The organism is Chitinophagales bacterium, assembly GCA_017303415.1.
GTDB lineage: Bacteria > Bacteroidota > Bacteroidia > Chitinophagales > Chitinophagaceae > SpSt-398.
In genome coordinates, this window is sequence record JAFLBJ010000001.1 from 1,927,018 (window position 1) to 1,940,807 (window position 13,790).

Annotated in this window: 11 protein-coding genes; 7 read left to right on the forward strand and 4 right to left on the reverse strand. The window is 45.2% G+C overall.

From position 1 onward, the window contains the following. Positions 1-116: 116 nt before the first annotated feature. Genes J0M30_08385 through J0M30_08400 form a run of 4 tightly spaced genes read right to left on the reverse strand, consistent with a single transcriptional unit; the run spans position 117 to position 3,919 of the window. Positions 117-1,229, reverse strand: coding sequence for a DUF354 domain-containing protein (locus J0M30_08385; protein ID MBN8667509.1), 1,113 nt, complete (start codon positions 1,227-1,229; stop codon positions 117-119). Then, positions 1,226-2,266 carry a peptidoglycan bridge formation glycyltransferase FemA/FemB family protein gene (locus J0M30_08390; protein ID MBN8667510.1) on the reverse strand — a complete coding sequence of 347 codons (1,041 nt, stop codon included), beginning with the start codon at positions 2,264-2,266 and terminating at the stop codon, positions 1,226-1,228. Before J0M30_08390 ends, J0M30_08385 begins: the two co-directional genes overlap by 4 nt. Further along, positions 2,223-3,005: a hypothetical protein gene (locus tag J0M30_08395; protein ID MBN8667511.1), complete on the reverse strand. Its 783-nt coding sequence runs from the start codon at positions 3,003-3,005 to the stop codon at positions 2,223-2,225. The genes J0M30_08390 and J0M30_08395 overlap by 44 nt, the downstream gene beginning before the upstream one ends. Beyond that, positions 3,002-3,919, reverse strand: a complete 918-nt coding sequence (locus J0M30_08400; protein ID MBN8667512.1) for a glycosyltransferase — start codon at positions 3,917-3,919, stop codon at positions 3,002-3,004. Before J0M30_08400 ends, J0M30_08395 begins: the two co-directional genes overlap by 4 nt. Positions 3,920-4,062: 143 nt before the next feature. Here J0M30_08400 and J0M30_08405 point away from each other — a divergent pair, with 143 nt between their 5' ends. From J0M30_08405 to J0M30_08435, 7 genes are all read left to right on the forward strand, one after another. Then, positions 4,063-5,490, forward strand: coding sequence for a PDZ domain-containing protein (locus J0M30_08405; protein MBN8667513.1), 1,428 nt, complete (start codon positions 4,063-4,065; stop codon positions 5,488-5,490). A 216-nt stretch (positions 5,491-5,706) separates the two neighbouring features. Continuing rightward, positions 5,707-8,622 carry a TonB-dependent receptor plug domain-containing protein gene (locus J0M30_08410; GenBank protein ID MBN8667514.1) on the forward strand — a complete coding sequence of 972 codons (2,916 nt, stop codon included), beginning with the start codon at positions 5,707-5,709 and terminating at the stop codon, positions 8,620-8,622. 119 nt (positions 8,623-8,741) lie between these two features. Then, positions 8,742-10,202, forward strand: coding sequence for a hypothetical protein (locus J0M30_08415; protein MBN8667515.1), 1,461 nt, complete (start codon positions 8,742-8,744; stop codon positions 10,200-10,202). Positions 10,203-10,302: 100 nt separating this feature from the next. Next, positions 10,303-11,253 carry a hypothetical protein gene (locus J0M30_08420; GenBank protein ID MBN8667516.1) on the forward strand — a complete coding sequence of 317 codons (951 nt, stop codon included), beginning with the start codon at positions 10,303-10,305 and terminating at the stop codon, positions 11,251-11,253. Between the two features lie 43 nt (positions 11,254-11,296). Next, a complete protein-coding gene (locus tag J0M30_08425) occupies positions 11,297-11,884 on the forward strand; it encodes an N-acetyltransferase (protein ID MBN8667517.1) in 588 nt (195 codons plus the stop codon). Beyond that, entirely contained in the window at positions 11,881-13,041 is a 1,161-nt protein-coding gene (locus J0M30_08430) for a Gfo/Idh/MocA family oxidoreductase (protein MBN8667518.1), read from the forward strand. The genes J0M30_08425 and J0M30_08430 overlap by 4 nt, the downstream gene beginning before the upstream one ends. 14 nt (positions 13,042-13,055) lie before the next feature. Then, positions 13,056-13,790 carry a methyltransferase domain-containing protein gene (locus J0M30_08435; GenBank protein MBN8667519.1) on the forward strand — a complete coding sequence of 245 codons (735 nt, stop codon included), beginning with the start codon at positions 13,056-13,058 and terminating at the stop codon, positions 13,788-13,790.

A 13,790-nucleotide genomic window follows, 5' to 3' on the forward strand; every position in this document is an offset into this window, starting at 1 on the left:
GTAAAGAATTCATCTCTTGTTAATAAAGAGAGAGGAAAAATAGTACACATTATCAGGTTTGCGTCTAACCTTTCAATTGATAACGGTAAGTTTAAGATTTATTAAAAAGAAGTTCATTATTTGTTAACAGGCTCCAGTACCGGGGATAGTCTGGGTTGAGGAAGAAACCGGTCCTGAAAGGAGGGGTCACGGTGAAGTATCTCCAGGCTTTTGGGAAATTCATCAAGTACCCATACGAGGAATGCGGTACAATCAATATGGTTTTGAGCGGCTTTGGCGGCTCTTTCCTTGAATAGGCTTTGATCGGTCTTGCCGGAAGAAAGTTCCTTTATCTTTTCCAGGGCTGCGGCAGCATTTTCATACCGAAAAACCAATTGATTTTTTTCATGCTCTTTAATGTAGCCGGTAGTAAGGGTATTCACCAGCACGCTGGGAACACCCAATAAGGCAGATTCCGATGCCGTGGTGATCCCCTCACCGACATACAGTTGCGCAAAGGAAAGCAGGCTGTGAAACTTATCAGGGGTCACCCGGATGCGGTAAGGTTCGAATTCCCTGGGTAACCCGTCTTCAGAGGAGATAAACAAACGGGATTTATTGGATAAGAGATTAGCGATCTCAATTTTTGCTTTTTCTGAGATTCCTGTTTCTCCGGCATCATGACCGGCATTAAAGGAAACAAACCGCATTACCGAGAATGGTTCGCCTTTCTCCATACCCAGTTCCATCCAGATTCTGTCATCCGGTTGAAAGTAATTTGGATGCAGGTAGAAGCTTTCCATATGCCCCTTGAACCTGATCTGTTTTGGCCCAAAGTCAGTTTCAAATGTAGATGGGGTAAAAACGTGGTCAGTAAAAGGCAGTGTCAAACGTATACTGAATTTGGCAAATTCCGTGTCGGTGAATCCAATCACCGGCTTGCGTATCAACGCGCCAACATGGGCCGCAAAAGGGCTAAAGAAGCTAAACAACAGGTCAGGTTGAAACCGACGGGCTTCCTGATAGATCGCTTTATCGTTACGGACCATCGTCAGGAATTTATTGAAGGTTCCTTTTTTATTTTTTCCGGTACATACAAAGGGGAATTCATAGCGGTGCAGCAGATCCAGTGTTACCTCTTTATCCCTGGTAGTGATCAGGAATTCATGCCCTTTTTTTTCAAGAGCACGTATGGCATATTTGAAGTAATGCACGTGGGCAGGATGTCCGATATCAACCAGTATCTTCATATCATTCGAATAAATTTATAAAATCGGATTCCCCATTGTCCCAGTTTGAATAAAAACGTACGATGTACCAACTGAAACCGGCCGGGCTCTACAAGTCGGCCGCCAAATCGTTCTTTGTAGGTCCGAACTCCGTAATCAATCCCGGGTCGTCCTGCACCGCCAAAATCATAGGTGCTAAACCCATTTCTTTTCGCCCATTTCATCACTTCCCACGGAAGGAGGTCATTGGGTTGATAACGGTGATACTTCTCATCACTTCCCGCATACCAGTCATAGAGTATATCGCCAGAGAGCAAATAAAACCGGGCAGCGATCATTTGTTTACCCAGAAAGGCAGCAAAAAGTTTCGATTTGTCTGGTATCTGTTTTCTCAGGTTCAAAAATAATTCAGGACCTGCTGCAGGAAGGTTAACTCTGCGATAAGTTTTCTGTATCAAATTATAGCCGGAGACCCATTCTTCCTCGCTCACTATTTGCCGAACATTGACTTCTTTTTTCCGGGCTCTTCGGATATTGGCAGCACGCTTGGGATGCATTTGGTGGATAAGGTTCTTTTCCTCCTGCGTGAGGTCAATTAGTATGTTTAAATGTGGTTTGTAAACAAATCCCTGTTTACTCAGGGTTTTTGGGTCGGGGATTAGTGGCCAGTTATTTCGGATCTCAGTATAGATTGCTTTTTCTGACAAAGCAAGTTCCACCAGTTGACGGATCAGCTGGTCGAGTACGCCCTGGTCATTTTCGCTGACCAAGGGCCCTCCATGCACAATACACCGCTTGGAGAATGCACCTTTCCATCCCTTTTCCTTGAGGATACTATACACCAAAATACCTTTTATAGCACCCCTTTCGAGTAAAGCAATCGAACCAGCCTTATTGCCAGGAATGGCATTTAGAAGATCACGCATGTCGCGCGACTGAAAAATTGCAGCACCGGGGAATGTCTCAATAAATGCTTCCCATTTAACTGGATCCGGGTCCAAGGAGATTTCCCAGTCATTCTTGTTTTGGATCACGGTCATTTCGTTGGAAGAATACATATTTGATCCAGTTTTTCTGTTGTTGTACCCACTTCTCCCGGTGCCAGGTCAAAACGCTATTTGTCCAACGTTGGGGATGTACATTGATCATTATTTTGTTGGGTAAAACCCCGGTTTCAAATCCCGCCATTAATTCGCTGGTTGTTCGAATATCCAGGCTTAAACCTTCTTCTACGCGATCACGCCGGTTAAATGGAGAGTTCCAGCTTCTTCCGGTATCTGTGAGGTAAAGGATTTGATTGAAGTCAGTATCTAAGGTTACATCGGCTTGTATACCCCAGGACTTGTATTCCTTATCTATCCATTGGTCTCGGTTGTCGTACGAGGAAAGTGGGCTTCCATGGGGAGAAATGGTCTGAACCGGACAAATTTCCCTGAATCGCTCCATGGCCTTGACAAACTTATAAAGGGCTTTCTCCCGGTCTCCCTTCTCCAGGCTAAATGTTTCATAATGATATCCGATCTCATGACCACAACGGTAAATACTCCGCAACAGGTTTTCCTGAAACACTTCCTTTGTAAATCGGAAGTAGTATGAACTATATATTCCCATTCGGCATTCCAGTTCAGCCATCTCAAGGGCCCGGGTAGGGTAGTCATCCACATCATGACGAAGCAACAATACTCTTTTATCCGTATCAGAATGAAAAGGCCAATCCCGATAAGGAATAATTGTATACCCTGACCTTTTAATGCACAGGATCAATTGCTCATATACATCCAGGGTGAAATCCTTCAACTGGCATTTTTTATAATGGATAAATAAACGGTCTTGATCCGGTCTGCTACCTTCTCATTGTCGTATTCCTGTATCACCTCATTTTCTTTTAGACGAACTCCCTGTTCCAGAATATGATCGATGGCCAGCGCTATTTTTTTTGCGTCGTATGGTACAATATGGATTCCCTTTATTCTTTCCGCCAGTTTAGCCACATCCCCAACCGGAGTAGATACAACCGGAAGACGGCAAGCCACAGCTTCCTTTACCACCTGGGGACTTCCTTCACTAAAAGAGGTCATCAGTAATAGATTGCAGGCGTTCATCAAAAGGTTCACTTCCTGACGGGTATAGTTTTTAAGTTCAACCAAATTTGGTTGCTGCGTAGTGCATTGAATGGCCTCCTTGGCAAGCGGGTAATTTTTTACCGGATTGTCAAAGGCCGAGGTGAAAAGTACCAATGGCTGATCAGGTAACAGGCCCAACAATTGCCTGGCCCGTATGGGATTGACCTCATAGAAGGTGGTGAGGTCAATGCCACAGGGAATGGTTGAAAAATTTTGTGTGCGTAAACGTTGGCCAAAACTTCCTTCGACAACAATATTATGTGCCGCCCGATGAGCCGCAAGTCTGGATAAGAACAAGACTTTACCTTTCATGACATCACTTCCATGAAACGTGATCACCACCGGAAGTTTTTTCTGGAGAATGGCCAATAGCCCCGACAACCCATAATGGGCATGAATAAGGTCATATGAATTTTCGGTTATCTTTTTTCGCAAAGCGCGCAATTTGGACAGATACCCGCTGAATCCATGGCCTTTGATTAAGAAATAGTCAAAAGCGATGCCTTTCTTCGTTAAGGCGTTGACTTGCTCAGTAATAAAAGGATTGATCTTCCCCTTATTTCCGCTACAAACGATCAGGACACGCATTTTTTTTTACAAAAATTGGTGTTTAATGTTAACTCAGTGTGAACTCAATATAGGATTCCGGGATTTCTGGTAATGATCTCTTAATAATAGGTTAACCCGGTAGATGAAGGTGCGGAGCATTATTTGCGACATCTTGCCAAGCGATGCGAATGCAAACCCCCAAAGCAATTAGCCTACTCATAGTAGTTGTAGCTTTAGCCCTGTTCGCTTCCTGTAAGAAGGAGGGGGGCATTGACCTGGTGCTCCCTCAACCCACAGACTCCCTCCAAAAAATCAACCGGTGGGTACTGGATAGCATGATAAAATATTATTTGTGGAGCGATGATTATGGTACTTTCCCTTCTCTATCAGAAACTACGCCTGATTTCTACCGCCGACTTTTGAATACAACCGACGAATTTTCCTGGATCACGAATGGAGGAAGTATTGGCCCGGAAAAGAGTACCTATGAGTCCTTTGGGTTTCAATACCTGTTGGTTAGTATCCCTTCCTATTCTTCCACAAGCCTGGTTGGCGTTGTTTCGCTGGTGGCCCCGGGGAGCCCGGCAGCCAATGCCGGGTTAAAGCGTGGTGATTATTTTTCCAAAGTCAATAGCCAACCTATTTCTGACCAAAACAAAGCTCAGATTATTACAGCCTTACAGCAAAGCAGTCCGCTCAAGGTTACGATGTTAACGAATACCACGGGAGTCTGGGCGGAAGGTGTGGTAAAAACCATGAGCTCTGCCTATTATGAAGAAAGACCGGTATTTGTAAGAAAGGTATTCAGGCATAATAATATTGTTACTGGTTATTTGTTCTATAATCAGTTCACGGAAACTTTTGACAGGGATGTATTGGATGCACTGGATAGTTTTCGGGTAAAGAATGTACAGGAATTGATCATCGATCTTCGCTACAATCCGGGTGGCAGTGTAGCAACAGCAGCCAAGATCAGTGCTATGTTGTTAAAGAATATCAACGCTACCGAAACATTTTCCTATTATGCAGGAAACAGCAAGTTAGGGTTGAATAAACAAAGTTTTGATAAAGCAGTGCTCAGCTCGGGAAATGCATATCGCCGAAGCTTTGATCAACTGCATAGTCAGGCCCTGACATTGAACCGGATATTCCTGTTGACCGGAAACCACTCGGCCTCGGCCGCTGAGATGTTGGTGAATAACCTGAAACCGTATATAACAGTAGTTCAGATAGGGGAGAAAACAAGGGGAAAGGATAAGGCGGGTGTACTTATAAAGGATCTGCGGCAACCAAAACAGGTGTATTGGCAGTTATACCCCATGGTTTTTCGGATACAAAATGCAAACCAACAGGGAAATTACCCGGATGGAATCGATCCGTTGTATCCGGTGGCAGAGTATGCTACTCTACCACTTCGGAATTTGGGTGATGTGAATGAATCGATGTTAAAGGAAGCCTTGTTTCGAATTTATGGCACCCATCAGGTGAGCGGAGAGAGCTTTCGTTTGCAGGCCGATGAGTGGCGCATGTCGTTGCAGTCCACGCAGATAAGATACAGTTCAATAGAAGAAAGAAGAAGCGAAAAGTTTCAGGCAGTGATATCTTTTTAATCGGGGGAGAAAAATTTTAAAGGAGACAGAAGGAGAATATAGGGATTAACGATTAGTTAAAGATGCGTTAACCTTGGTTCGGTTTTAAATCACCACCTTTGAGCTCCTGATCCAAAATCAGATCCACATCCTCACAAAGACCTGCATAAATAATAAAAGGGCGTCATGGACATGACACCCCGTTGCGTAATTAATAATTAATTAAAGACCAAAGGTATGAATAATTATCGAGCAGGCCTAATACCCTGCCTGGTAGTCTGTATCCTGTTTTGTGCTTCTTTTCCTATCTCATTATCAGCCCAAAAGCTGGGTTCTAAAGGAAGGCTGATATTGGTAGTACGCAATGAGAATAATGAGAAACTGTCGAGTGCCACCGTAACGCTGAATGTGGTGGGAATCAATCCAAAATCTACCGATGTAAATGGTGAAGCAGAGTTTGACCTGGAGCCGGGTATATATTCGGTTACGGTAAGTTATGCCAGTTATGAGACCAAAAATGATACAGGCCTTGTGGTGGTGAAAGGAGAAGTGGTCAGGCATCCGGTCAGTCTGGCTTTCAAGACCAGTGAAGCAGTAGTGGTCACATCCCAAAGAAGACCCAGCCGTGAATCAGTGGGTGCTGTTTTAGCCATTCAAAAGAATAACAGCGCTGTTTCGGATGTGATGAGCATTGAGCAGATTCGCCGTACGCCTGATGTAACTGTCGGCGACGCCATCAAACGAATGAATGGGGTAACAGTGGTGGACAATAAATTTGTCGTGGTCCGTGGGATGGGGGAGCGGTACAATACTACCTTGCTTAATGGTTCGCAACTCCCCAGTACAGAAGCCAACAAGAAGAACTTTTCATTTGACCTTATCCCTTCCAGTGTCATAGACAATATCATCGTCACCAAAACGGCTACCCCTGATCTGCCGGCTGATTTCTCCGGTGGCATTGTACAAGTTACCACCAAGGAGATTCCGGACAAGAATTCGTATTCCATTACCATTGGTACCGGCTATAATTCCATCAGTACCGGCCGGGCTTTTATCAGTACGCCCATTGACCGAAAAGAATTTTTTTCCGTCATTCCTTCCGACCGAAAATGGTATTTCAGCAAATGGAACCCCAATATTTACCTGAAGCTCGCATCCAATGATCCACAAGCATTGAGGGCGATGACTGCCAGGATTCCCAATAACTGGGCCTATCAACAATATATTGCTGCACCCACTCAGAATTACCAATTCAGTGCTGGGTTGAGAAAAAGGTTTAAGAACAAATCTTCTTTGGGCTTTTTGTTAGCCGGTTCTTACCGCAATGCGCAGAGTATTGAACAGGAGATCCGCCAGTTGAATGGGAATAATGATTCCACCTTTGGTAAGAATTATACGTTTACCACCGATATCAGTGCCTTGGCATCGCTGGGTTATAGTTTTGGAACCAATAAACTCACCTTTCGTAGTATATATACCCGAAAGCTGACACACGAGAACAATGTTTTTTCAGGATCAAATATCAATGCCGAATTCCTCGATGCCTATAGTTCCTATCTTACTACCGTAGACCTGTTACAAAACCGGATAGAAGGGGAGCATATTTTTACCGGAAAAAAGCTTCGGCTGAAATGGTATGGGGATCTGGCACAGGTGAGCAGGAACCTGGAAGATGGACGTACATCTTCACGGTATAGTGTGGGGACTTCGACCCCTTCTTATGATTATACAGATAAATTTCCCTCCCGTGGAGGCGTTAGTGCCTCCAAATATGAGGAGACCAGATACAATCTTGGGTTAGACCTGTCCGTGCCCTTTCAATTATTTAAACAGAAACAAACCATCAAGGTTGGTTATTTGTATTCCAACCGGGAAGTAGATTATTACTATTCTTTTTTGCGTTACCTGATTCCTCCCGGGCCGAATGTGACAGATATCAGGGATGTGAAGTTTTTTGGTAAAACCCTGGATCAGATAATGACCCCTCAGAATATCCTCGATGGTTTTGTAACCTATACCCCGATTTCTTCTACGATTCAGTCTGCCGGAGGACAAAGTGTTTCAGCGGATTTTTATTCGGGTTCACAGATCAATAAAAGTTATTTCTTCCTGGGCGACCTGAATCTTACGGAGAAAGTCAGATTGATCGCAGGTGTTCGGTATGAGGACAACGCTATAAAAATTGATCAGGTACTTGAACGGGACTCTGCCACTAATAATCCGAAGTCCGTTAAAACAAACAATATTCTTCAGGATCGGTTTTTCCCATCTGCCAATCTGGTGTATAAACTGTCCAAACTTTCGAATATCCGGCTTGCCTATTCACAAACGACCGCGCGGCCGGATTTCAGGGACGCTGTCAAGATCGGCTATTTTGACTTCACAACATTTAACGATGTAGTCGGTAATGATTCCCTTCGGAACAGCCTGATTTCAAACTATGACCTTCGGTTTGAGTTGTTCCCTACGCCTGGAGAAGTGTTTAGTGTGACGGTATTTTATAAGAAGTTCGAAGATCCCATTGAGAGCAACCTGAGAGATTTGGGGTCCGACAATTTTCAGGTAACGCCTGTCAACCTGTTATCTTCAACCAACCTGGGCGTGGAAATGGATTTTCGCAAATCACTTTCCTTTATCCGTAAATCATCTAAATGGTGGAAGAGATTCTATGTAAGTGGAAATTTTTCTTATATGAAATCGGAGGTTAAGCTCGATCCCAAATTTTCCGGATCAGCCAATGCCGAGGTCAGGGAAAGACCGTTGCAAGGCTTGTCACCGTATTCCATCAACGGTGGACTACTGTATGATGGGGAAAAAGTGGGGGCAAATATTACCTATAACCGGTTTGGCCGCCGCCTTCTCTTCCAGGGAGACCGCGATTACCAGGATATCTATGAGTTTTCACGTAATGTGATCGATCTGCAGTTCTTTGTGCGGATGCTCAAGAAGAAACTGGAGTTGAAATTGAATTTTAATGACATCCTGAACGACCCCTATATATTATACTCCAATATCGCTGATGCCGGGAGCAACCGGATTTCGGGCACACCAGACCCCAATAATAAATTGGATTACAAAGCGTCAGAGGATTATCTGCGCAGAAGGACCAACAGAGGGACGGGAATTTCCTTTTCCCTGAACTATAAGTTTTAAGATTTATTTGGTAACAGTCTGATAACTGCCTGAACCAATCAGGCGCATGAATTTTGAAGTTCTTTTCTTGTTTCCATATATCACTTGTGTAATTCTTAATTAATTAAAAAAAAACAAAAATGAAAAAAGCGCTCATTCTTTTTGGCGCAGCTGCATTGACCCTGACGGCCTGTAAGAAAGACGTATCCAGGAACGAAGCTTCTGAGCTTGATCTGTCCCTGAACGCCTCTACCACTGCCATTGTGGACACTGTATTCCTGCCCCAGATCATTTCTGCTAACCGTACGCTGTCTGCTGACACCCTGTATGTGCTCAATGGAAAAGTGTATGTAACTGGCGGTACGCTGACCATTCCTGCTGGTACCCGCCTCGAAGGTGTGTACAAAGCTGACCCCAACTTTGCTTCTGCCCTGATCATAACCAAAACGGGTAAGATCTCTGCCAAAGGTACTGAAGCCAACCCTGTTATCTTTACTTCTCACCTCGACAGCTTACCTGGGGGCCGTACTACCCGCCTTCCTGGTGACTGGGGTGGAATCGTGATGCTGGGTGATGCCCCAACTAACAAACCCACTACTCAGGTAATCGAAGGTATCAACGTTTCTAACGTTCCTGTTGGTGTTGATCCTACCTATGGCGGTGCAAATGCTGCTCACAGTGCTGGTGTACTGGTGTATGCCCGTATCGAGTTCGCTGGTGCCGCTATTGCTCCTACCAATGAGTTGAACAGCCTTACTTTGGGTGGTTGCGGTAACAAAACCACACTCCGCTTTGTTATGGCCAGCAATGGCGCTGACGATGCGTTTGAGTTCTTTGGTGGTCTTGTTAACCCCAAATACCTGATCGCAAACTCACAGAACGACGACGCGTTCGACTTTGACTTTGGATATCGTGGTAACTTCCAGTTCGGTGTTTCTGTACGCAACCCTGCTCTTGTTTACGCTGATGCCAATGGTATCGAGTGCGACAACGAAGGTTCTGCTCCTTTCACTGCAACTCCCACAACCCGTCCTGAGCTGTCTAACCTGACTATCGTTGGTCGTCCAGGTTTGGCTGGTATCTTCCGTGGTGCTCGTTTCAGAAGAGGTACTGACCTCCGTATGCGTAACAGCATCGTGATGGCTTATCCTACTGCCGGTACTACTTTCGAAGATACTCGTATCACTGGTACAACTCAGGCGCCTGCTTTCTATCGCAGCAACGCCACCAACGGTGTAGCCGCCGATTTCTTATTCACTGGTACAACAGTGGGTGGTACACCTAACGTTCCTGTTGCCGGCCCTGTAGGTCTGAACAACGTTTCTGTTGTCGGTGCAGCTCCAGCCAACTGGGTAAACAACTTTAACCCCGCCAGCCACGCTACGTACAAGAGCTCTGCTCTGGTATACAATGCCGCTGGTCCGCTGGCTCCTGGTGTATTCCCTGCAAACTTTGCCGGTTTGACAACCAACTTCCTGAATGTTCCCTATATCGGAGCGCTCGGGCCAGGTTCTCCCATCCGTGTGAATGGTGTATGGGTTACTCCTAACAACTGGATTGCTGGTAGCGCCGGTGCATGGGTAAATTTCGACCCACTATAGTAGTTCTTATTTAGGATACAATGGATATATGGTAACAATCGCTTTGCAATAATTCAGGGGCCGGGTTTCCGCCCGGCCCTTCTTTAAAAGCTTTAGTTCGATGAAACCTGTTTTGCGTAATAGTCTTTACCTCCTGCTGATCCTCGTGACTGCTTTGGCTTGCCAAAAAGGAGATGCTGTGGACCAGGGGAATTTCATGAAAGTTAAACTCACCGTTTACCACCCCGATACGGCTGTTTATTCCACCGTAAGTATCGGAGAAGATAACCTGGCCAATACCCAGGTATACTATACAGACAATGAAGTGTATGATGTATTTTTAAGCAAGAACTGGACTTCGTTCCAGGATTCGGCCCAGTTTCGTGTGAAACTGACAAAAACTACAAACGGAAATTCACTCCTCTATAATAGTCGGATCAAATTTCGCAATGCCAATGATTTTTTACTTTTTCAAACCTGTCCGGGTACCGACCCCCTTTTCATTGACAAAACTGTTGGCGATGCCACTGAAGTGCCCTTACCAACAAATGACAGCATAAGAGTCAGGTTCTTTTTTAGTACCAACGATATGATCAGTAACCCGAATACCGGGTATGTCGGGAGACTATTGTCCAGAATGCGTTTACAAATTTTCACCTTTACCCCGAACGCGAACCCCAACCTGCCGCCGGCATCCTCCTCTTTCGTTACGGTATATAGTGCGTTAGATTTCAATGCCTGTGGCCTAAGCGACTATATTACCCTGGCCAGGAATAAGAAATATGGTGTTCGGATCAGAGATATTTCCCCTGGAATTCCGGGATCCGCCGCAGCAAACCTGGTGCAGCAATTGCTACCGGATGCTGATATCCAGGTCGTAAATGATCCCAATACGGGTTTGTCTGACTGGGATTTTAAAAAAGGGAAGATCAACCTGAGCGCTGAAGCCAATCATAAATTCCAAACCATTCGAATAAAGCGTTCATCTATTTCCTTTACCGACAGGAACGGGAATGACGGAACGGAAAGTTCTTATAACGGTCAGTTCATTTTAGGATTAAATCGAAACTGATATGGCCACCGTCATTCACCTATCCAAATCATACGAGCGTACCATGGAAAGTAATTATTACGCGCATCCAACGGCTGTAATTGATGAAGGCTGCCGGATCGGTGACGGGGTTAAAATTTGGCATTTCTGCCATATCATGCCCGGTTGTGAAATAGGGGATGGTTGCAGTTTTGGGCAAAATGTAGTGGTATCTCCGGGAGTGATGTTAGGCAGGAATGTAAAAGTACAGAACAATGTGTCGATCTATACCGGAGTGATCTGTGAAGATGATGTGTTCCTGGGCCCTTCCATGGTGTTTACCAATGTGATCAATCCCCGTAGTGCCGTGAACCGGAAAAGTGAGTACAAGACCACCCTGGTACAAAAGGGGGCAACAATTGGAGCGAATGCCACGATCGTGTGTGGCATTACCATTGGCCGGTTCGCCTTTATTGGGGCCGGTGCGGTGGTTACTAAGACGGTGCCTGCTTACGCGCTTATGGTGGGAAACCCGGCGAGACAAACCGGTTGGATGAGTGAGCATGGACACAAACTGAAATTCGATTCGCAAGGAAAGGCTGTTTGTCCGGAGTCCGGATTGGCCTACCTGCTTGAAAATAATTCCGTAAAACAATCAAACGCTTTGCAATGAAACAGGAAAGGGAAAAAATCCGATTTGCCGTAGCAGGCTGCGGCCATATCGGAAAGCGGCATGCCGAAATGATCACCCGTAATCCGGAGGCTGAATTGGTAGCGATGGCCGATATCAAACCCCGGTCGGAATTAAAACTATCGGCCTATGACCATGTTCCATTTTATGAGAACCTGGAGGAGATGCTCGAATATGCCGGGGAGGAGATCGATGTGGTCACCATCGCCACCCCCAATGGTTTGCATGCCAGCCAGGCCTTACGCGCCCTTTCCCAGGGAAAGCATGTCGTGATTGAGAAGCCCATTGCCCTGAACCGGAATGACGCGGAGAAAATATTGTTCAAAGCCTTAAAGATGGACCGCCAGGTATTTTCAGTCATGCAAAACCGGTATTCTCCACCTTCGATCTGGCTTAAGGAATTGGTAGAAAGTGGTGTACTTGGTAAGATTTTCATGGTACAGATTAATTGTTTCTGGAATCGTGACGAACGGTATTACACGCCGGAGAGTTGGCATGGTTGCGGCAAAATGGATGGAGGCACACTTTACACACAATTCTCGCATTTCATTGATATCATGTTCTGGTTGTTCGGGGATATCAAAGATGTACAGTCCCGATTCACCTCCAATAACCATGGCCACCTGACCGACTTTGAAGACAGTGGCATGGTCAACTTCCAATTCCTGAATGGGGGAATGGGGGCATTGAATTTTACTACCTCAGTTTGGGACAAGAACCTGGAGAGCAGTATGACCATTATAGCCGAGAATGGAAGCATCAAGGTGGGCGGGCAATACATGAATGAAGTGGAATACTGTCATGTAAGGGGATATCAAATGCCCGAACTAGCCCCCACCAATCCGGCAAATGATTATGGTGCCTATAAAGGATCAGCCGCCAATCATCACTATATCATTCAGAACGTGGTTAATGTGTTGAAAGGAAAGGATTCCATTACCACGAATGCCCTGGAGGGTTTAAAAGTGGTAGAGATCATTGATAAAGTATATCAGGCCGGGCAACCTTCTGTTAAGACACCGGAGATCTATCCCGTCAATGATGTATTTCAAAGCCTGGTCAATGATATTCATCGGCATGAAGTGATGCTGGCGGAGAAATTCCATCTATTGAAGAACCGAATTGCCGGCGTGGCTTAATTCAAAAATATCACATGGTGGTCATTGACAATGCTGTAAAGCCCTATTTAGCGGGCGAAAAATTTGACAACGGTCTACGGGTGCGCATCGCGGAGAAACAGAAACTTTTTTCCCGGATCGAATTCCTGGTGCGTTATGCAGAAGGAAAGAAGGTAATCCATATGGGATGTGCGGACCATATACCTATCATATTAGAGAAGGTGCAAAACAACACCTGGTTGCACAAACGGATCGATCAGGTGGCCCAAAAGCAAATTGGGATCGATATCCTGCCGGAAGCGGTGGAATACATTCGCAAAGAACTTGGATTTGTAAATATCCTGACCCTGGATATCGTTAAAGATCCGGTACCGGAGGAGATCAAATCAGACCTGTGGGATTGTATGATCTTAGGAGAAATCGTAGAGCATATCGATAACCCGGTTGAATTTCTGACAGAGATTCGGCAGAAATATGCCCCCTTTGTCAGGGAGATCGTTATTACCGTACCGAATGCCCTTTCGGTATCTAATTTTTACCAGGCCATTGGGAAAAATACAGAGAAGATCAATACCGACCATCGCTATTGGTTCACTCCTTTTACCATGCAGAAGATTTTGATCCGGTCAGGTTTCAAACCTTTGTATCATGAATTTGCCACCTATTATCCATTAAATAAAAAGAAACCGGTCAGGAATTTTTTGCTTCGCACTTTATTGGTAAACAGACCGGCTCTAAGGGGTAACCTGATTATGGTGGCCGAATTCTAA